At 70.2% G+C, this 18,337-nt stretch carries 14 protein-coding genes; 2 read left to right on the top strand and 12 right to left on the bottom strand.

The genetic code is table 11. The features are described from left to right. Window positions 1-59: 59 nt before the first annotated feature. The 4 genes from ABH940_RS06055 to ABH940_RS06040 are packed head-to-tail and all read right to left on the bottom strand — an operon-like array spanning window position 60 to window position 4,577. Window positions 60-1,379 carry an alpha-L-fucosidase gene (locus ABH940_RS06055; RefSeq protein ID WP_370066934.1) on the bottom strand — a complete coding sequence of 440 codons (1,320 nt, stop codon included), beginning with the start codon at window positions 1,377-1,379 and terminating at the stop codon, window positions 60-62. Next, complete coding sequence (locus ABH940_RS06050; RefSeq protein WP_370066936.1) at window positions 1,376-2,227, bottom strand: carbohydrate ABC transporter permease; 852 nt, start codon at window positions 2,225-2,227, stop codon at window positions 1,376-1,378. The genes ABH940_RS06055 and ABH940_RS06050 overlap by 4 nt, the downstream gene beginning before the upstream one ends. Next, window positions 2,227-3,216 (bottom strand): carbohydrate ABC transporter permease, encoded by a 990-nt coding sequence (locus tag ABH940_RS06045; RefSeq protein ID WP_370104586.1) that lies wholly within the window; start codon window positions 3,214-3,216, stop codon window positions 2,227-2,229. The genes ABH940_RS06050 and ABH940_RS06045 overlap by 1 nt, the downstream gene beginning before the upstream one ends. After that, entirely contained in the window at window positions 3,213-4,577 is a 1,365-nt protein-coding gene (locus ABH940_RS06040; protein WP_370066940.1) for an ABC transporter substrate-binding protein, read from the bottom strand. The genes ABH940_RS06045 and ABH940_RS06040 overlap by 4 nt, the downstream gene beginning before the upstream one ends. A gap of 149 nt (window positions 4,578-4,726) precedes the next feature. Between ABH940_RS06040 and ABH940_RS06035 the strand changes: the two genes are divergently transcribed. Both ABH940_RS06035 and ABH940_RS06030 read left to right on the top strand, forming a co-directional pair. After that, window positions 4,727-5,941 carry an ROK family protein gene (locus tag ABH940_RS06035; protein ID WP_370066942.1) on the top strand — a complete coding sequence of 405 codons (1,215 nt, stop codon included), beginning with the start codon at window positions 4,727-4,729 and terminating at the stop codon, window positions 5,939-5,941. 192 nt (window positions 5,942-6,133) lie between these two features. Then, window positions 6,134-8,434: an alpha-L-fucosidase gene (locus ABH940_RS06030; RefSeq protein WP_370104585.1), complete on the top strand. Its 2,301-nt coding sequence runs from the start codon at window positions 6,134-6,136 to the stop codon at window positions 8,432-8,434. Window positions 8,435-8,476: 42 nt separating this feature from the next. Here the strand turns inward: ABH940_RS06030 and ABH940_RS06025 are convergent, their stop codons facing one another. From ABH940_RS06025 to ABH940_RS05990, 8 genes are all read right to left on the bottom strand, one after another. Beyond that, the gene (locus ABH940_RS06025) at window positions 8,477-8,905 is read right to left on the bottom strand and encodes a DUF1801 domain-containing protein (protein ID WP_370066946.1); all 429 of its coding nucleotides are present in this window, start codon (window positions 8,903-8,905) and stop codon (window positions 8,477-8,479) included. Then, on the bottom strand, window positions 8,902-9,360 hold the full coding sequence (locus tag ABH940_RS06020) for an ATP-binding protein (RefSeq protein WP_370066948.1): 459 nt from the start codon (window positions 9,358-9,360) through the stop codon (window positions 8,902-8,904). The genes ABH940_RS06025 and ABH940_RS06020 overlap by 4 nt, the downstream gene beginning before the upstream one ends. Before the next feature lie 221 nt (window positions 9,361-9,581). After that, window positions 9,582-10,811, bottom strand: a complete 1,230-nt coding sequence (locus ABH940_RS06015; RefSeq protein ID WP_370066950.1) for a sensor histidine kinase — start codon at window positions 10,809-10,811, stop codon at window positions 9,582-9,584. Window positions 10,812-10,838: 27 nt separating this feature from the next. Continuing rightward, window positions 10,839-11,495 (bottom strand): response regulator, encoded by a 657-nt coding sequence (locus tag ABH940_RS06010; protein ID WP_370066952.1) that lies wholly within the window; start codon window positions 11,493-11,495, stop codon window positions 10,839-10,841. Between the two features lie 123 nt (window positions 11,496-11,618). Further along, complete coding sequence (locus ABH940_RS06005) at window positions 11,619-12,353, bottom strand: FadR/GntR family transcriptional regulator (RefSeq protein WP_370104584.1); 735 nt, start codon at window positions 12,351-12,353, stop codon at window positions 11,619-11,621. 100 nt (window positions 12,354-12,453) lie between these two features. Then, complete coding sequence (locus ABH940_RS06000; RefSeq protein WP_370104583.1) at window positions 12,454-15,438, bottom strand: hypothetical protein; 2,985 nt, start codon at window positions 15,436-15,438, stop codon at window positions 12,454-12,456. Window positions 15,439-15,600: 162 nt separating this feature from the next. Then, window positions 15,601-16,641 carry an ABC transporter permease gene (locus tag ABH940_RS05995; RefSeq protein ID WP_370104582.1) on the bottom strand — a complete coding sequence of 347 codons (1,041 nt, stop codon included), beginning with the start codon at window positions 16,639-16,641 and terminating at the stop codon, window positions 15,601-15,603. Beyond that, entirely contained in the window at window positions 16,625-18,262 is a 1,638-nt protein-coding gene (locus ABH940_RS05990; RefSeq protein ID WP_370104580.1) for a sugar ABC transporter ATP-binding protein, read from the bottom strand. The genes ABH940_RS05995 and ABH940_RS05990 overlap by 17 nt, the downstream gene beginning before the upstream one ends. Between the last annotated feature and the right edge of the window lie 75 nt (window positions 18,263-18,337).

The raw sequence follows: 18,337 nt of genomic DNA, 5'->3' as shown, positions 1-18,337 counted from the left end.
TGTCGGGGTAGGCCTGAACCCGGCCGTCGGGGTGGCGACGCGCCGTGCCGCCGGGCGGGTCACCTGCGCAGATCGACGGCGAGGACCGTGCACAACGGGTCGAGCTCTGTCCCGCGGATGTCGATGTGCAGTTCGCCGGTCGGGTCGTCCGTGCCCGAGTGGACGTCCTTGAGCCGGGGCTGGACGCGCCAGGGGAGGTCGCGATCCCCGTCCAGGAGCGTCACCCGTTCGACTCGGGAGACCCGGAGTCCGCGCACGGTCACGCGCTCGTAGGGGCGGGTGACCAGGTGCAGGTAGACGCGGGTGGTCCCGTCGGGGCGGGTGCGGCGGGTGGAGGGGCCGTGGAACTGCCAGAGGGTCAGGCCGGGCTCCGTGCCCTGGACGCTCTCGGCGTTGTGCTCCAGCCACCCGGCAAGGGCCTCCAGCCGTTCGACGGCCTCGTGCGGGAACTCCCCGTCGCCGGTCGGGCCGACGTTGAGCAGCAGGTTGCCGCCCATCGACACCGCCTCGATCAGCGTGTGCAGGAGCAACGCCGGCGACTTCCAGGTGTCGTCCTGGGGCCGGTGCCCCCAGCTGCTGTTCATGGTGAGGCAGGTCTCCCACGGCTGCTGCGGCGGGACCATGGGCAGTTGCTGCTCGGGGGTGGTGAAGTCGCCGTGGCCCAGGCAGCGGTCGTTGACCAGGGCGTGCGGCTGCCGTTCGCGGATGAAGGCGCGGATCTCGTCGAAGCGCCACTCCTCCTCGGTGTGCTCGAACTCGCCGTCCAGCCAGACGATGTCGATGTCGCCGTACCCGGTGAGGAGTTCGCCCAGCTGGCCGAGCATGAAGGCACGGTACCGGTCCCACTTGGCGGGGGAGACCCGGGGATAGCTGCCCACGACGTAGGGCTTGGTGATCGTCTCGTCGGTGTAGCGGGGGTAGTCGGGGTGGTGCCAGTCGATGATGGAGAAGTAGAGCCCGATCCGGAAGCCGCGGGCCCGGAAGGCCTCCACGATCTCGCGGGTGACGTCCCGTCCGAGCGGGGCGTGCCTGGTGACGGAGTAGTCGGACAGGCCGGTGTCGAACATGGCGAAGCCGTCGTGGTGCTTGGCGGTGAACACCATGTAGCGGGCGCCCGCGCGCCAGGCGAGATCGGCCCAGACGGTCGGGTCGAAGCGCTCCGGGGCGAAGCCGGCGGCGTTGTCGAAGTAGTCGTTGCAGCTCACCGGGTCCAGGGCCGGCTCCTGCCGGTGCACGCCGCCGGTCATCTGCCAGGACAGTTCCCAGCCACGGGTGCTGGCGTGTCCCCAGTGGATGAAGACGCCCAGGCCCAGGCCCCGGAACCACGAGGTGTCGGTACTGCTCCCGGTCGTGTCCGGTTGTGTCTGTGTGGTGGTCATTCCTTGACTCCCCCTGCGGTGATGCCCTGCGTGATGAACTTCAGTCCGACGACCACGATGACGATGGCAGGCACTGCCAGCAGCATGAGTGCGGCGAAGTACTGCGAGGTCTGCAAGGGCGTCGGTGCGAACGCTCCCTTGATCGTCTGCACGGCCTGCGCGGCGGTGGTCTGGTCCGCGCTGCTCAGCAGCATGGAGGGGAAGAGGAAGTCCTGCACGGACCAGACCACGCACAGCGCCGCGAGGTTGATCAGCGCGGGTCGGCACAGCGGCAGGAAGACGTGCCGGAAGATGCGGGCGTGTCCGGCGCCGTCGACGCGGGCGGCCTCGATCAGCTCGTTCGGGATGCCGTCGGCGTAGTTGCGCAGCAGCAGCACCGCGAAGGGCAGCGTGAGAACGACCTCGGGCAGGGCCACCCCGACGGGGGAGTTGAACAGGCCGAGGTTGCCGGTGATCCAGTACACCGGCACCATGATCGCGACCGCGGGGACGGCGAGCAGCAGCAGCGTCGCGTGGTAGAGCGTCTCTCGGCCGGGGAAGTCGAGCTTGGCGAAGGCGTAGGCGGCCAGTGCGGCGATGCCGCAGGTGAGCACGACGGTGAGGGCCGCGATGAGCAGGCTGTTGCCGAACGCACGGACCAGGTTGACCCCGTTGTAGTCGGTGGTGAGCACCGTCAGGTAGTTGCCGAGGCCGCCGTACTGGACCGACTGACGCACCGTGGAGACCAGCGGGAAGAGCCACAGGGCGGCGCCGATGGCGAGCGTGGCGTAGACGATGACACTGTCGCGGGGCTTCTGGCGCAGCCGGTGCAACGGGTTGAGTTGCTCGGAGCCGGTGGTTGCGGACATCAGCGCCTCCGCTGGACGAGAACGTTGACGGCGGACACGGCGACGGCGACGACCAGGACCACCAGCGAGGCGGCGGAGGCGTAGCCGATCTGGCCGCCGCCGGTGGAGGGGAACATCTGGTCGTAGATGTAGGTGCCGGGGATGCCGGTGCGGCCGGCGGGTTGGCTGTCGGTGGAGAAGTAGATCAGCTCGAACCAGCGGAAGCTGCCCAGTAGCACAGAGAGGATCACGGTCCTGTGGGTGCCGCGCAGCATCGGGAAGAGGATCAGCCGGTACATCTGCCACGTGCCCGCGCCGTCGATCATCGCGGCCTCGAGGACGGCGGTGTTCGCGGTCGTCAGGTCCGAGGTGTAGTACATGATCGGCAGGCCGACGAGGTAGGTGAGCAGGATGAAGACCGCCACGTACGCCGAGGTGGTGTTGCCGGTCCAGTCCTGGGCCAGCGCGCCGAGGCCGACGGCGCGCAGCGTCTGGTTGATCGCACCACCGTTGGTCTGGATCAGCTGCCCGAAGACCGTGGCGAACAGCGACATCGGCACCAGCGAGGGCAGCAGGAACACGACGAAGAAGAACTTGCGGGCCCGCACCCCGCTGGCCAGGCTCACGGCCAGGAAGAAGCCCAGGGTGAGCGCGACGAGGATGGAGACGGCGGCGAACAGCAGGTTGTTGCCGATGTCCCGCCAGAAGACGGGGTCGGTCAGCACCAGTTGGAAGTTGCGCCAGCCGACATCGGTGGCGCCGGTGAACGAGAGGTCCACCGACTGGCGGCTGGTCTGCCCGAGGAAGACGAACGCGTAGAGGTAGTAGACGCCGTAGAGGGCGAGCAGCGGCGCGAGGAAGACTGCGGCGGGAAGCAGGGCGCGGCGACGCGCCCGTGCGCGTGAACGCGCGGCGGAGGCGGCTTCGGCCGTCGCGGTGGGATCCGGCGCCGCCTGCCGCGCCCCGTGGGGGAGTGCGTCAGGCGACGGCGTGGTGAGGTGCGACGTCACTGGACCGGGTACCGTCCGCTGGTCCAGGCCGACTGGAGGCTGCTTGCCGCGGCCTGCGGGGCGGTGTTGCCGCGGGCCACGTCGAGCAGCGTGTTGTCCAGCACGTCGGTGGTGAAGGTGGTGGAGTACTGGCCGCGACCGGAGCCGGGAGCGCTGATCAGCGACTGGACGGCCGCGTAGCCGGACTGGGCCTCGGGGGTGGTCAGCACCGAGGGGTCGACGGTGTAGCCGTTCAGGGACGGGACCAGCACCAGGTCGGAGGCCCAGGTGTTGACGCCGGCCGGGTCCATGGTCATGAACTGGATGAACTTGGCCGCCTGCGCCGCGTACTTGGAGCTCTTCGGGATGGCCAGGCCGCCCTCGGCGAAGGTGCGGGCGGCGGGCTGCCCGCCCGGGACGACGACGGGGAAGGCGCCGGCGCCGACGTTGCCGACGGTGATGCCGTTGGCCTTGCGGTAGGCCGCGGAGAGCACCGAGCTGTTCCAGGAGCCTTCGACCAGGAAGGCGGCCTTGCCGGAGTTGAACGCGTTGTCGGCGTCCGCCTCCTTCAGGCTGAGCGTGCCCTTGTCCAGGACGCCGTTCTTGAAGAGGTTCTGATAGGCCGCCAGAGCCTGCACGAACTGCGGGCTGTTCCAGGCGACCTTGCCGGTGTAGAGCTCGTCGGAGAGCTTGGGGTCGATCTGGTCGGCGACGGTGAAGAACATCTCGTCCTGCCACCAGGACTCGCCGCTGAAGACCACGGGCGCGATGCCGCCGCCGGCCGCCTTGATCTTCATCACGTCGGCGGTGAGGTCGGCCTCGGTCCTGGGGAAGGACAGGCCCAGCCGCTTGAGCACGTCCGCGTTGGAGTAGACGACCGCGCTGCCGATCGAGCCCATCGGGATCGAGTAGAGGGTCTTGTCCTTGGCGATGTTCTGGGTCTGGTCGAGCATGGTCGAGTTGATCTTGCTCTGCCAGCCGGCCGGGAGGTCACCGGTCCAGTCGCTGACCGGCCGGAGCTGGGTGCGCACGGTGTTGGTCATGGCCGACACCTGCACGCCGACGATGTCCAGGGACTGCCCGCCGTCGAGCGCGAGCGGCAGTTCCTTCTGGTAGTCGGTGTTGGAGAACTCGCGCAGGTTGATCGTGATGTTCGGGTTGGCGGCCTCGAACGCGGCGATCGACTTCTGCAGCGTCGCCTGGGCCGGGAACCAGGTCCAGTAGTTGAGGGTGACCTTCTGGCCGGCGCCGACACTGGCCTGGCCGGCGTTGGCGCTGCCGCCGACGCCGCCGCTGTTGCCGCAGGCGGCTACGGACAGGCTGAGGACCAGTGCGGTGGCGGCCGCCGCGAGGCCGCGGCGGACCTGCGCATCGTTGCGCATGCTTTCCCTCCCAGGGGGTGGATCCAGGGGGTGGACCGGAGTGGGCCCCATTAATGTCTACGGTGACGACAAAAACAATCCCTCGTTACGGGCTTGTTAGATTTACGGCCGCGCAGCAACATGATCGACAGAGTCGAAGGAGACCCCCCATGGCCGCAGGCCCGGACGCCACCGCCCTGCAGGTGCTGCGCCACCTGGTCGACCACGGGCCGCTCAGCCGCCCCGACCTGCAGCAGGGCACCGGACTGGCCCGGGCCACCACCTCCGCCGTGGTCAACGACCTGATGCGACGTGACCTGGTCGCCGAGGTCAACACCCCGCGCAGCGGCCAGCGCGGACGACCGGTCACGCTGCTGGACCTGGACGACACGCACTACGCCGTCACCGGGATCGAGATCGGCTTCGACAAGATCCTCGCCTCGGTGCACACGCTGCAGGGCCGCGAGCTGCTGCGCATCGAACGCCCGGCCGAGGCCGACGCGGTCAACCCGCGCGCCCTGCTCCGGCGCGCGGCGATGGTGCTGCAGGAGACGCTCGACCTGGTCGAGGACGACGACCGCGACCTGCTCGGCGTCGGCGTCAGCGTCGCCGGTCTGGTCGACGCCGCCAGCGGCACCATCAAGTACGCACCCAGCCTGGGCTGGCGCGACATCGCCCTGCGTGAGGGCGTGGCCGAGGCGCTGGGCGGCCGGGTTCCCGTGCTCATCGACAACACCGCCAACTACGCCGCCCTGGCCGAACTCCGCCAGCGCCGCCGCAGCGGAGGGACCGAGGCGAGCCTGGTCTACCTCACCGGCACCTACGGCATCAGCGCGGGCATCGTCGCAGGCGGCAACCTGTGGCGCGGCGAACGCGGCATGGCCGGCGAGGTCGGTCACCTGATCGTGGAGGCCGGGGGACTGCGCTGCGTCTGCGGTCGCAACGGCTGCCTGGACACCCGGGCCGGCGTGTCCGCGATCCTGGACACCGCCCTCGCGGCGGCCAAGGGGATCCGCCGACCCAGCCGGGTGCCCCTCACCCTGTCGGCCGGGGTGGACCAGGTCGCCGCCCTGGCCCAGGCGGGCGACCAGGGCGTCATCGAGGCGCTGGCCGAGGCGGGACGCTGGCTCGGACGGGGCGCGGCGCTCGTCTGCGCGATGCTCGACCCGCACTCCGTCGTGCTCGGCGGCCACTATGCGCGGCTCGCGCCCTGGTTGCTGGACCCTGCCCGGGAGGCGTTCCGGCAGTCGCTGCTGCTGCCCGGTGACGACCGCGAGCAGCTCCAGGTCTCGGCCCTCGGAGCCTGGGCACCGGTCGAAGGGGCCGCCCTGGCCGTGCTGCTCTCCTATGCGGACGGGGCGCGGACCTTCCCCGCCGGTAATTAATCTCTTCTATAGACGAAACTCTTGACCGGCAGTGGGGCGGGCCGTAGGTTCACGCTTCAACCAGGCGACCGCGCCGAGCGCGACAACCGCCAGGCCGCCCGGGCCGGGACGCCCGGAGTCCGCCTGCGTCGCGCCTTCGGCTGCACCTGCCCACCCCGTCGAGCAAGGAGGCTCGCCATGCCGCATGCCCGCATGCCCGCAGAAGGATCCCGGCTGGAGCTCTCCCGACGCGGAGCCCTGCGGATGCTCGCAGGTACGGCCCTCGGGGCGGTGGCGCTCGGTGTCGCCGTACCCTCCCGGGCCTTCGCCGCCTCCGGCGTCGCGCAGGCCGGTGCCGATCCGGTCGTCATCGACCAGACCGCCACCACGGACAACGTCACCGTGCTGCTTGCCACCGCCGCGGGCCGGATGCCGGACATGTCCGTCCAGGGCGGGGACACCAGGAAGAACTTCTACATCGACAACTTCCTGACCTCGTCGGACTACCTCACCTGGGACGTGCAGGTCGCCGCCGGAGCCTCCTACCAGGCGTCGCTGCTCGTCGACACGGACGCGGGCGAGACCTTCACCCTCTCCGTGGACGGCACCTCCTCCTCGTTCACCTTCACCGCCCCGGCCGGCTGGAACCGCGTCCTGGTCGGCGACCTCGCGCTGCCCACGGGCAGCAGCACCATCCGGCTCACCCGCGGCTCGCTCACCCACGACGTCTACGTCAAGTCACTGGAGCTGATCCGCGCCTCCGACGTGGCCGCCCGCAACACCCGGATCACGGCCGCACGCGCCGACACCACCTGGCTCAGCAAGGCGGGCTACGGCCTGATGTTCCAGTACGGCTCCTGGGGCTACCCGCACAACGTCGGCCCCGCCAAGTCACTGGACCAGCAGGCCGCCGACTTCGATGTCCCCGCCTTCGTGGAGATGGTGCAGGAGACCGGTGCCGGCTACGTCGTCTGGTCGATCAGCTGGTGGGGCTACCACCTGGACGCGCCGCTCAGCTCCCCGGACTCCATCGTCACCGCCGCGGGCGGACCCGCGAGCCCCGGCCTCACCTCCACCCGCGACCTGATCGGCGACGTCGCAGCCGCCTGCCAGGCCGCCGGGATCCGCTTCATGCTCTATTACCACACCGGCGACGAGGACTCCGCCTGGTGGCCCTACCAGAACTGGCCCGCCACCTTCGCCACCAACGGCACCGGCGACCGCAGCACCTTCTTCGCCAACTGGACCGAGGTCGTCACCGAGATCGGCAACCGCTACGGCAGCAACCTCGACGGCTTCTTCTTCGACGACGGCATGGTGCTCTACTACCCGGCCGCCTACGAGCAGTTGCAGAAGGCCGCCCGCGCCGGCAACAGCAAGCGACTTGTCTCCTGGAACAACTGGATCCTGCCCGCCGTCACCGACTTCCAGGACGTCTGGTTCGGCGAGGGCAGCACCGGAGGAGCGCAGACCGGCAGCGCCGCAGCAGGCGGCAACGGCGTCTTCACCTCCGGCCCGTACCAGGGCCTGCTCCAGCACGGCATGTTCACCATGGACGACGACTGGGGCGTGCACACCCAGAACACGACCGTCAGCACGGCCTCGACCGTCACCAGCGCCGCCGCGATCGGCTGGGCCACCGGCGCCGTGAGCCGCAACGTGCCGATCAGCTTCGACCTGATGATGTACCAGGACGGCACGGTCAACCCGAACGACCTGCGCATCCTCGGCGACGTCCGCCAGGCCGTCCGCGGCACCGCGCCCTCCGTGCCCACCGGTACGACGACGGTCAACGACACGGACACCGGCATCACCTACACCGGAAGTTGGACGCACTCCACCGGCCGCGGCGCGGGAGACTTGGGCGACGACGTCCACTGGACGTCCACCGACGGCGACTCCTTCTCCTACACCTTCACCGGCACCGGAATCGACGTCATCGGACCCAGGAGCAGCGTCAGCCAGCACTTCAGCGTCGCCGTCGACGGGGTGACGATCGGTCAGTTCAGCCAGTACGCCGCGAGCTACACCCCGCAGGCCGTCCTGTACGGCGCCCGGCACCTGAACCCCGGGACGCACACGGTCACCGTCACCAAGGTCGACGGCGGCTACCTGCAACTCGACGCGCTGCGCACCGTCCCGAACCCGACCATGGTCAACGACGCGGACGCCGCCGTCAGTTACGTCGGCACCTGGACCCACTCCACCGGCCGCGGCGTGGGTGACTACGGCGACGACGTGCACTGGACGTCCACCAACGGGGACAGCGCCACCATCACCTTCACCGGGACCGGAATCGACGTCATCGCGCCGATGGAGGCCGCCGACGGAACCGCGAACATCCTGCTCGACGGCGCCCAGGTCGGCACCACCGACGCCGCCTACTCCGGCAGCTACACCCCCCAGCAGTTCCTCTACCAGGTCAGAGGCCTCGCCCCGGGCTCGCACACGCTCAAGCTGGTGAAGACCGGCGGCACCTACGTCCAGGTGGACGCTTTCCAGATCTGGCCCTGACGGCGAGGGCCCGGACAGGCCCTGGCTGGGACGTCCGAAGCGTCAGCCCACGGGGGTTCGGCGTTCCTGCACCGAGGCGGCGATCAGCTGCCGCAGCGCTGCGAAGTTCACGTCGATGAGCGTCCTGAGGTAGAGGCAGCCCTTGCTCGCCTGGTGCGGTCCGAGCCGTGCCAGCGTTGTCGGGTGCCGCTCCACGAAACCCGGGGCCAGGTACACCACCAGGTGCTGCCTGCGCGGAGCGAACCCCGCCAGCGGCGCGGTGCCCTCGTGACCGGAGGCGTAGCGGTAGTCGTAGCTGCCGAAGCCGACGATGCCGCCGCCCCACACCGTCGGCTCCTCGCCGGTGATCGCGCGCATCAGGGCGCAGAGCTGGGCGGCGTCGGTCCGGTGTGCCGGATCCGCGATCGCCTCAAGGAGCTGCGCGACGGACCCCTCAGTTGGCGTGAGGGTCGGTGCCTTCTTCACTGTCATGGTCTCTCTCCGGGTGTGCTTTCGCTTCGAGGTGCGCTGTCCGCGTCGGCCGGGCGGAGGCTGAACCAGGTCCACTTTCCGTCGGGTCGGACCAGGTGGCCCCACTCCTCGCTCATGGACTCGATCAGGTGCAGGCCTCGGCCCGACTCCGCGTCCGCGTCCGCGCCGGGGGTCTGCGCGGGCGATGCGGGCACCTCGCAGTCGCTGTCGTGGACCGCGCAGATGAGCCGACCGGACGGCGGGTGGTGCTGGATCACCACGCGCACCTCTTCGGTGTCGGTGTGCTCGACCGCGTTGGCCACCGCCTCCGACAGCAGCAGCCGGCCGTCGTCGACGGACTCGTGGTCCGCGCACAGCGCCGTGAACGTGCGGCGCGCACGGCTGACGGAGCAGGCCAGCGCCGGCAGGGTGAGCGAGGCGGACAGCGTCAGCTGCGCAGCCAGGTGGGCGGGCATGTGCGGTCTCTCCTTCGGACTCGGCCCCCCGCCACAGACAACCGTAGGTTCGGGGTCGCCCACCCGGGATCGGCCGCGCGTCCAGAGGGCATCGGCTGAAAGGACGAGTCAGTTGACCTGGGCCTTTCGGCCGATCCGGGATGTCCGTCCGACCGATGGCGGGGTCTGCGACTGCGCCGGGTCTCGGCCCGTCTCGTCCTCGGGGGTTGCCGACTGCCCGGTCAGGCCCGGTGTTCGGCGCTTGTCTCCGGGAACTCGGCGACGACCTGCCAGCCGTCGGCGGTCGGGCCCGCGTCGAAGCGGCCGTCCAGTGCGGCGGCCCGCTCGGACAGGCCGAGCAGGCCGAACCTCGGGGCGGTGCCGTGTCGTTGCGGCGGGGTCGGCTCACGCGGTGATCCGTCGTCGTGGTTGCGCACCTCGACACGCAGTCCGCGCGCCGTGCGATGCAGGGTGATCTCCACGTGCGTGGTGGCGGGGGCGTGTTTGCGGATGTTGGTGAGCGCCTCGCGCACGATGCGGTGCGCGGAGGCCGCCAGGTCCGGGGCCAGGTGCCGTCGCAGCGACGGGTCGATGTCGAGGTCGACCGGGGGCCCGGCCAGCCGGAATTCGGCGGCGAGCGCGGCGATGTCGTCGAGCCCCGCCAGCGGGCCCGTGCTGCTGTTCTCGTCGCGAAGGACCCGAACCACGCGCCGCATCGCGGTGAGCGCCTCGTTGGCGGCCTCCTCGATCCGCGCCATGCGCAGACGGTTGCCCGGCTCGTCGTCGGGAACCGCGCGGGCGGTCTGCGCCTGGACCAGAATGCCGGTGACGTGGTGGGCGACGAAGTCGTGGAGTTCCCGGGCCAGTTCCAGGCGTTCGGCGCCGCGCGCCTGCTCGACGGCGAGGCTGTGCTCGGCGTCCTGGTGGCGCAGGTAGAGGGCGAGCGCGACGGTTGCCACCGTCGTCATGCCGATGGTGGCGGTGACCGGGCCGGGGTGGGCGTCGCGGGCCGGCGTGCTCACGGCGGCGAGTGCGATCACCGGACCGAGCCACAGCGCCTTCGAGGTCGGAGCCCGGCGCAGCACCCCGGACAGCAGGACCAGCAGCGCGACCGACTCCCCGACCCCCCAGAGGTAGATGGACGGTCGCAGCCCGAGCATGATCGCCGTGCAGGCGAGCGAGACGACGGCGGCGGCCAGTCCCCGGACCGCGAGCGGGGGGCGCCGCAGCGGTGTGGCGCACGCGCTGGCGAACAGGCCCGAGGCCAGGATGGTGAAGTTCGCCGCGCCGAAGCGCGTCGCGAAGTGCAGCGTTTCGAAGATGACGGCCAGCGCGAGCACGACCGCGAGCGCGAAGTGTCCGGCGACGGTACGGGTGGGCCAGTCGGAGATCGCCCAGAAGCGGTGCGCGTTCTCTGCGTCCTCCTGCGGCGCGGGTGGGTCGTAGGACGGGGTGGCCCGATGTCCTGGCATGAGTGGTGGCCTCGTCTCTCGGGCGGGTCAGGACTGGCGCATGAGGCCCGACTCCCAGGCCCAGGCGGCCACCTCCACCCGGTTGCGGGCCCGGAGCTTCTCCTGGATCTTGCTCAGGTGCGTCTTGACCGTGGACAGGGAGAGGAACAGCCGGCTCGCGATCTCCTGGTTGGTCGCCCCTTGGGCGACCGCGCGGGCCACGTCCAACTCCCGATCGGTCAGCCAGCGACCGCGTTCGCGCTGCGGCGGGGACGGCTGGTGGCCGGAGAGCAGCCGCACCGTGAGTGAGGGCGAAATCAGGCAGTCGCCCGCAGCCGCGGCCCGCACGGCCTCGATCAGCAGGCCGGGTCCGGCGTCCTTGAGGAGGAAGCCGCAGGCGCCCCGGTGCAGCGCGGTCCAGACGTAGTCGTCCTGGTCGAACGTGGTGACCACCACGACCCTGGGCCCGGGCTCCTCCTCCGTCTTCGCGGAGCCGAGCCGCTCCAGCACCTCCAGGCCGTCCAGGCGCGGCATCCGGATGTCGAGCAGCAGCACGTCCGGGTGCAGTTCGGCCACGGCCGACAGCGCCTCGACCCCGTCCGCGACGTCGGCGAGGACGGTGATCCCGGGCTGGGCGGCGAGGATGGCCCGGAAGCCGCCGCGCACCATCTCCTGGTCGTCGGCGACGACCACGGTGATCGCCATTCTGTTCCTCCCGGTTGCGGACGGGTCCTGTCGACCATTGTCCGTCCCGCCCTGATGGGTGGGGTCACGGCGGCGCTCAGGTCGACCGATCGGCCGAGCCGATCCGGCCGGAGGGCCGAGCGCTCAGCCGGCGTTCCGGTCCGCCCGGTCCGTGTTCTGAGCGTCGCTCTTCCCTTCGGGGACGGTCTGCAGGCTGTCGGCGAGCCACTGCTCCACGGCGGCGACGTGCACGGCGGAGGCGGACGCGGCGAGCTGGGGGTCGCGTGACTCCAGCGCGGTGAGGATGGCCTCGTGTTCGCGGTGGACATGCTCGATGGCGCGGCCGACGCGGGTGCCGCGCAGGATGCGGACGCGCTGGGTCTGGGTGGAGAGGATCTCCAGCAGCATGGAGAGGACCGGGTTGGCGACCAGGGCCACCAGGGTGCGGTGGAACTCCATGTCGCAGCGGATGAACTCCTCCACGCCGGTCGCCGCACGGCTGCGCTGGAGGATCTCGCGGAGTGCGGCGAGGTCGTCCTCGGTGACGCGGGCGGTGGCCAGGGCGGTGGCGGGGGGTTCGAGCAGACGCCGGACCTGGAGCAGTTGGAGGGCGGTCTCGCCACTGGAGACGTCGGAGGCGAAGGAGAGGGTCTGCAGCAGCAGATGGGGTTCGAGGCTGGACACGTAGGTGCCGTCGCCCTGCTTGGTGATGAGGATCTGCATGGCCGTCAGTGCGCGGACCGCCTCGCGCAGCGAACTGCGGGAGAGGCCGAGGCGCTGGGCGAGGTCGTCCTCCTTCGGCAGGCGGGTGCCGGGCGCGAACTCGCCGGCGACGATCATGGACTTGATCTTGTCGATCGCGTCGTCGGTCACGGCCATGAAGGTGGGCTCCATCGGGGGGTGGTGGCGGTGTGGTGTCCCTGGCGAGGGTGTGGCGGCGCCAGGGACACCACATCAGATCAGCGTGGGGGCGGGAGCCTCAGCTGATGTCGAAGCGGTCGACGACGAGGTAGGTGCCGCCGGCCTTGGTGAGGGTGAGGGTGTGGTAGCCGAGGCCCAACCCGCTCGCCGTGTAGAGGGTCTGCTGGGCGTGACGGCTGGAGGCGTTCGCGCTGACACTTCCCTGCGAGGCGCCGTCGAGGGACACGTCGACGGTGCCTTCGTCGGTGTTGGTCTCCGTGACGTAGGAGATGCCGGTGCCGTAGAAGCTGACGGTGACCGAGTCGCCGTCCGTCTCGGCGTAGTGGACGTCGTCGCCGTAGTCGCCGTCACCGCGGTTCGTGGACGCGGTCCAGGAGCCGGTGTACTGCAGGGCGGCGTCGGTGTCGTCGACGGTGCGGGTGATCTCGAAGCCGTCCAGGGTGGTGTAGGTGCCGCTGCGCTTGACGAGCTGGACGGTGTGGCTGCCGGGGGTGAGGCCCTGGACGCTGTAGACGACCTGCTGGGCCTGCTTGGCGGTGGCCGAGGTGTCGACCTGTCCCTGGGAGACGCCGTCGAGGTAGACCTCGACGTTGCCCTGGTCGGGGCTCTTCTCGCCGAGGATCTGGACGCCGGTGCCGGCGAAGGTGTAGCTCGCGGAGTCGCCGTTCGTGGTGGTGTAGTGCACGCCGTCGTCGAAGTCGCCGTAGCCGCGGTTCGCGGAGGCGGACCACGAGCCGGTGTAGGCGATGGTCGGCTCGTCGTCGTCGATCCGGCCGGTCAGTGGCCGGTACTGCCCGCTGGGCCGGGCCGCGGCGATGATGCCCTGTGCGGCGGCGGGCCAGGCGCCGCTGCTGACGATGGTCGCCTGGTTGAAGGTGATGTTGGTTCCGGCGTTGTTGTAGCTGGCGTTGTCCGAGTAGTTGTCGTGGATGTCGATGTCGTGGATCGTCGAGATCCACATGCCGATCCAGTTGCTGCCGCCGAAGCGGGTGACGTTGTCGTAGGTGTCCCAGTACGAGCTGCCCTCGTCCTGGTAGAGCATGTTGTTGGTGTCGTTGCCCTCGGCGACCACGTTGCCGGACAGGACCGAGGTCATCGAGCCGTCGCCGCCGCCCTGGCCGCCGTTGGTGTAGATGGGTCCGCCGTCGTGGAGGGTGCGCATCACGTTGTGGACGGAGTTGCCGGTGATCCGGTTGCCGCCGGCGTAGATCGTGCCGTGGTGGCAGGTGGTGTACTTCAGCGTGCAGGAGGCCCAACCCCAGCCCCAGCCCAGGGAGATGCCGGAGTAGGGGGTGTAGCCGATGTCGTTGTTCGCGATCGACGCGTTGCGGGTGTAGCCGGCCCAGACGCCGACGGCGTCGTGGTAGTCCTGGCCGACGTAGCTGATGGTGTTGTCCGCGACGGTGTCGCCGGTGGTCATCAGGTCGGTCTGGGTCTGGTAGTAGTCGTCGACCTCGCCGAGCGAGACGCCGCCGCCGGAGGTGTCGGTGATGATGCTGCCCGTGACGTTCGAGTTCTGGGTGCCGTCGGCCAGGTCGAGGCCGGTACCGCCGAGATGGGTGAAGGTGTCGCGGGTGAAGCTGATGTCGTTGCCGCGGTGCACCTGGACGGCCGCGGGGATGCGGGTCGGGGCGTGGGTGACCGGGTCCCACAGCACGCCGGCCTGGTTGTCCACGTAGCCGGAGGTGGTGGGCTGGTTCCAGGTGTCGTAGGCGAAGGTGACGCCCTGGAAGCCGATGTGCTGCACGGGTGTGACCGTGTCGGGGATGACGGTGAAGCCGTCGATCAGCATGTAGGTGCCCGAGGTCTTGACCAGCTTGACGGTGTGTGAACCCTTGGCCAGGCCGGTCACCGACACGATGGCCTGCTGGGCCAGCCGGGTGGCCGCCTCGGCGTTCACGGACTGGGTCTTGACGCCGTCGACGTAGACGTCGATGCCGCCCTCGTCGGGGGCCACCTCGCTGAGCACCTGCAGTCCGGTTCCGGTGAAGGTGTAGCTGACGGAGTCGCCGTTGGTGGTGGTGTAGTGGACGTCGCCGCCCAGGTCGCCGTAGGCGCGGCCGGTGGAGGTGGACCAGGAGCCGGAGTAGGCGGCGTTCGGGTCGGTGTCGTTGACCGGGGCCAGGTGGCCGGGTGTGCCGGAGAGGTCCAGCAGCTCCTGCGCGGTGGGCAGTTCGACGTCGGCGGTGGCCAGGTTCTCGCCGGTGCGCGGGATGTAGTAGAGGTAGCCCGCGTTGCTGTCGAGGTAGAACTGGCCGGGCTGGGTGAGCAGTTGGTAGGCGTTCTCGATCCAGCTGATGCCGGTGAGCTTGAGCACGCCGGCGCCGTTGAACGGGTAGCCCGGGTTCTGCACGTCGGTGTTGTTGTTCGCGAAGCAGGTCGGGTCGACGTTGAGGCTGGAGCCACCGCTGCTGGTCGCGGTGATGCTCTGCAGCGGGCAGCGCATCTGCTTCCAGTCGTTGTCGTCCACTATCTCGGTCTGGCTCGGGTTGGTGAACGAGGTGTAGGACGCGTCGCTGGTGGTGAAGGAGGAGCCGGAGAGGGTGAACCCGGAGGGGTTGAGCGCACCGCGCGCCCGCTGTGCGCGGACCCCGTTGACGAACAGCTGGCGGCTCTGCGTGCCAGCGGGTACGGCGGCGCGGTAGATGTTCTTCGAGCTGTCGTAGAGGCTGAAGCCGGTGACCTTCTTCCCGCCGCTGATCACCGGGACCTCGCCCGGGTAGGCGTCCCAGTTGACGGTGTGTCCGCCCGTGCCGGAGTCCTGCGGGCCGAAGGAGAGCGGGGTGGTCTCGGTGTAGGTGCCGCCGCGCAGGTAGACGGTGATGTCGGAACTCATCGAGCCGTCGACGGCGCGGACGGTGCGCTGTGCCCCGGTCAGACTGCACGGTGCGCTGACCGTGCAGGCGCTTCCCGAACCGGTCGGCGAGGCGTAGAGCGTGGTGCCGGTTGCCGCCTGGGCGGTGCCCGGGGGTCCGGCGAAGGCGAGGAGCAGGGTTCCGGCGAGGAGACCGGACAGAGCGGCGACACGACGATGTATCGACATGGCACTCCTGAGGGGGTGGGTGGGGGTGCATCCGGTGGTGCACGCGTGCACCGTGTGCACGTACAGCCGTGGCCCGAAGCGTGGGGGATGTGCTTCGGGCCACGGGGCTCGGTGGTGACGACCTGCTGCGCGACAGCGAGCGGGCTGTCGCGCATCAGGTCGCTACTCCTGCTTCTCGCCGGAGGCGTAGCGGGAGATGATCAGCGCGACGATGATGATCGCGCCGTTGAGGAACTGGTTCCACAGCGGCGGCACGCCCGCCAGCGTCATCACGTTGACGACGAGTTGCAGCGTCAGCACGCCGGTCAGCGCGCCGAACAGGGTGCCCCGGCCGCCGTTCAGGCTGACGCCGCCGATGACGGTGGCGGCGAAGACCTGGAAGATCCAGCCGCTGCCCTGGTCGGCGGAGACCGAGCCGTAGTGGCCGGTGTAGAGGACGCCCGCGAAGGCGGCCAGCAGGCTGCCGAGGATCAGCACCACCCAGGTGATCCGGTCCACCCGGATGCCCGCGGTCCGGGCCGCTTCCGCGTTGCCGCCGATCGCGTACAGCGCCCGGCCGTGGCGCAGCCAGGCCAGCGCCAGCCCGCCGCCGACGAACAGCAGCAGGCAGATCCACACCGACGCCGGGACGCCCAGCCAGGAGGTCTCGCCCAGGTAGAGGAAGGAGTTGGGGACCTCGACGATCGACTGGCCCTGCGAGATGGCCACCTGCAGACCGCGCAGCATGGTCAGCCCGCCGAGCGTGACGATGAAGCCGTTGAGGCGAAGCTTGAGGATCAGGAAGCCGTTCACGGCGCCGATCAGCGCGCCGACCAGCAGGCAGACCGGGATCGCGGTCCAGGTGGGCAGCAGGCCGAGCCCCGGGAACCGGCCGCCGCCGGCGGGCAGGACCAGCCACATGGCGATGCAGGGGGCCAAGCCGATGGTCGACTCGAGCGAGAGGTCCATCCGGCCGACGATCAGGATCAGCGCCTCGCCCAGCACCAGCAGGCTGAGCTCGGTGGACTGCTGGGCCACCCCGATCAGGTTGGCCGAGGTCAGGAACGCCGGGGAGACGATGAACCCGATCAGACCCAGTACCAGCAGTACCGGGACCAGGGACAGGTCGCGGTAGCGGGCGAGGTCCAGGCGGCGCCGACCGGCGGGGGACGCCGGCGGCTCGGTGGGAGCCGCGGTGGCGACGGCCTCACTCGTGACTGGCATGGCTGGGGTTTCCCTTCGTGTCGTGCATGTCGTACGAGTCGTGCGTGCCGGTCGGGTCCTGCATGCCCTCCGTGCCCTCCATGCCCTCCATGGCGGCGACGAGTTGCTCGTCGCGCCAGCCGGCGGCGAACTCCGCCGCCACCCGGCCGTGGAACATCGCGACGACGCGGTCGCAGGCGCGCAGGTCGTCCAGTTCGTCGGAGACGATCAGCGCGGCGTGGCCCTCGTCGGCCACCTGTCGGAACCGGCCGAGGAGGAACTCCTTGGACTTGATGTCCACTCCGTTGGTGGGCCGGATGGCGACCACCACGTCGGGACGGGTGGCCAGGGCCCGGGCGACGACGACCTTCTGCTGGTTGCCGCCCGACAAGGCGGAGACCGCGGTGGTGGCGTCGGGGGTCTTGATGTCCAGATCCTCGATCATCCGCTGGGCGAAGGCCCTGGTCCGCGACGGGAGCACGGTGCCGTAGGGGCCGAGTTGGTCGGTGACCGTCAGGGTGGCGTTCTCGGCGACGCTGCGGTCCGCGACCAGGCCCTGCAGGTGCCGGTCCTCGGGGACGAATCCGATGCCGGCGGCCAGCGCTGAGGGGATGTCACCCAGCCGCAGCGGCGCGCCCGACAGCTCGATCCGCCCGGTCCGGGGGCGGTGCAGGCCCGCCACGGTCTCGCCGACCTGGACGTTGCCGCTGGCGGTGGCTCCGGCCAGGCCGACCACCTCGCCCGCGCGCAGCTGGAGCGAGACGTCGGTGTAGCAGCCCGGCAGGCTGATTCCGGAGACGTCCAGCAGCTGCCTGTCCCCGGCCGCGCCGCGCTCCGCGGCGGCCACGGCCGTGGCATGCTCCGGGGCACTCTCGCCACTCTCCCCGGTCATGGCCTCGACCAGGGCTTCGTGGCCGAGCTCGGCGACCGGGGCTGTCAGGACGTGGCGGGCGTCGCGGTACACGGTGACGGTGGCGCAGAGGTCGTAGACCTCCTGCAGGTGGTGCGAGATGAAGAGGAAGGCGACGCCCTGCTCCTGCAGTTGGCGCAGCTTGGCGAAGAGCCGGTCGATGCCCCGGGCGTCGAGTTTCGCGGTCGGCTCGTCCAGGATGATGAACCGGGCGCCGAAGGAGAGAGCGCGGGCGATCTCCACGAACTGCCGCTGTTCGACCGTCAGTTCCGCGATGCGCGCGGCGGGGTCGACCTCCACGTTGTACTCGGCGAGCAGTGCCGCGGCGCGGGCGCGCAACGACTTCCACCGGATCGGCCGGAGCGCCCGGCCGCTCTGACGGTTCAGGAAGAGGTTCTCGGCGACCGTCAGTTCGCTGATGACGGTGGAACGCTGGTAGACACAGGCGACCTTCGCGCGCCATGCGTCGGTGTCGCCAGGAGCGGGTGCGGGCTCGCCGGCGAAGCGCAGGGTGCCGGTGTCGGCTTGCTGCATGCCGGTGAGGATGGAGACCAGGGTCGACTTGCCGGCCCCGTTGCGGCCCACCAGGGCGTGGGATTCGCCAGGGGCGATGGAGATCCAGGCCTGGCTGAGGGCTACGGTGGCACCGAACCGCTTGGAGATGCCGGTCGCCTCGACCACGGGGACCGCGCGCGGGGGAGTCTCAGCAGCGGCGCTCGCGGTGTCCGCCATGGTGCCGTCCTTTCTGAGCACTGAGCAGGGAAGGTTGATCCGGTTCACGGCGGGACGTCACGGGGTGCGTGACGT

The sequence above is a fragment of the Streptacidiphilus sp. BW17 genome (genome assembly GCF_041262485.1).
Classification (GTDB): Bacteria; Actinomycetota; Actinomycetes; order Streptomycetales; family Streptomycetaceae; genus Streptacidiphilus.
Note: the sequence above shows the minus strand (reverse complement) of the source record. Positions and strands in the feature narration are given on the sequence as shown.

Bases quoted from the DNA above. Each gene is read 5' to 3' on its own strand.
- ABH940_RS06020 (WP_370066948.1), bottom strand. From the start codon at position 9,360: ATGCCCGCCCACCTGGCTGCGCAGCTGACGCTGTCCGCCTCGCTCACC.
- ABH940_RS05990 (WP_370104580.1), bottom strand. From the start codon at position 18,262: ATGGCGGACACCGCGAGCGCCGCTGCTGAGACTCCCCCGCGCGCGGTC.
- ABH940_RS06000 (WP_370104583.1), bottom strand. From the start codon at position 15,438: ATGTCGATACATCGTCGTGTCGCCGCTCTGTCCGGTCTCCTCGCCGGA.
- ABH940_RS06030 (WP_370104585.1), top strand. From the start codon at position 6,134: ATGCCCGCAGAAGGATCCCGGCTGGAGCTCTCCCGACGCGGAGCCCTG.
- ABH940_RS06025 (WP_370066946.1), bottom strand. From the start codon at position 8,905: ATGACAGTGAAGAAGGCACCGACCCTCACGCCAACTGAGGGGTCCGTC.
- ABH940_RS06015 (WP_370066950.1), bottom strand. From the start codon at position 10,811: ATGCCAGGACATCGGGCCACCCCGTCCTACGACCCACCCGCGCCGCAG.
- ABH940_RS06035 (WP_370066942.1), top strand. From the start codon at position 4,727: ATGGCCGCAGGCCCGGACGCCACCGCCCTGCAGGTGCTGCGCCACCTG.
- ABH940_RS06055 (WP_370066934.1), bottom strand. From the start codon at position 1,379: ATGACCACCACACAGACACAACCGGACACGACCGGGAGCAGTACCGAC.
- ABH940_RS06005 (WP_370104584.1), bottom strand. From the start codon at position 12,353: ATGGCCGTGACCGACGACGCGATCGACAAGATCAAGTCCATGATCGTC.
- ABH940_RS05995 (WP_370104582.1), bottom strand. From the start codon at position 16,641: ATGCCAGTCACGAGTGAGGCCGTCGCCACCGCGGCTCCCACCGAGCCG.
- ABH940_RS06040 (WP_370066940.1), bottom strand. From the start codon at position 4,577: ATGCGCAACGATGCGCAGGTCCGCCGCGGCCTCGCGGCGGCCGCCACC.
- ABH940_RS06010 (WP_370066952.1), bottom strand. From the start codon at position 11,495: ATGGCGATCACCGTGGTCGTCGCCGACGACCAGGAGATGGTGCGCGGC.
- ABH940_RS06050 (WP_370066936.1), bottom strand. From the start codon at position 2,227: ATGTCCGCAACCACCGGCTCCGAGCAACTCAACCCGTTGCACCGGCTG.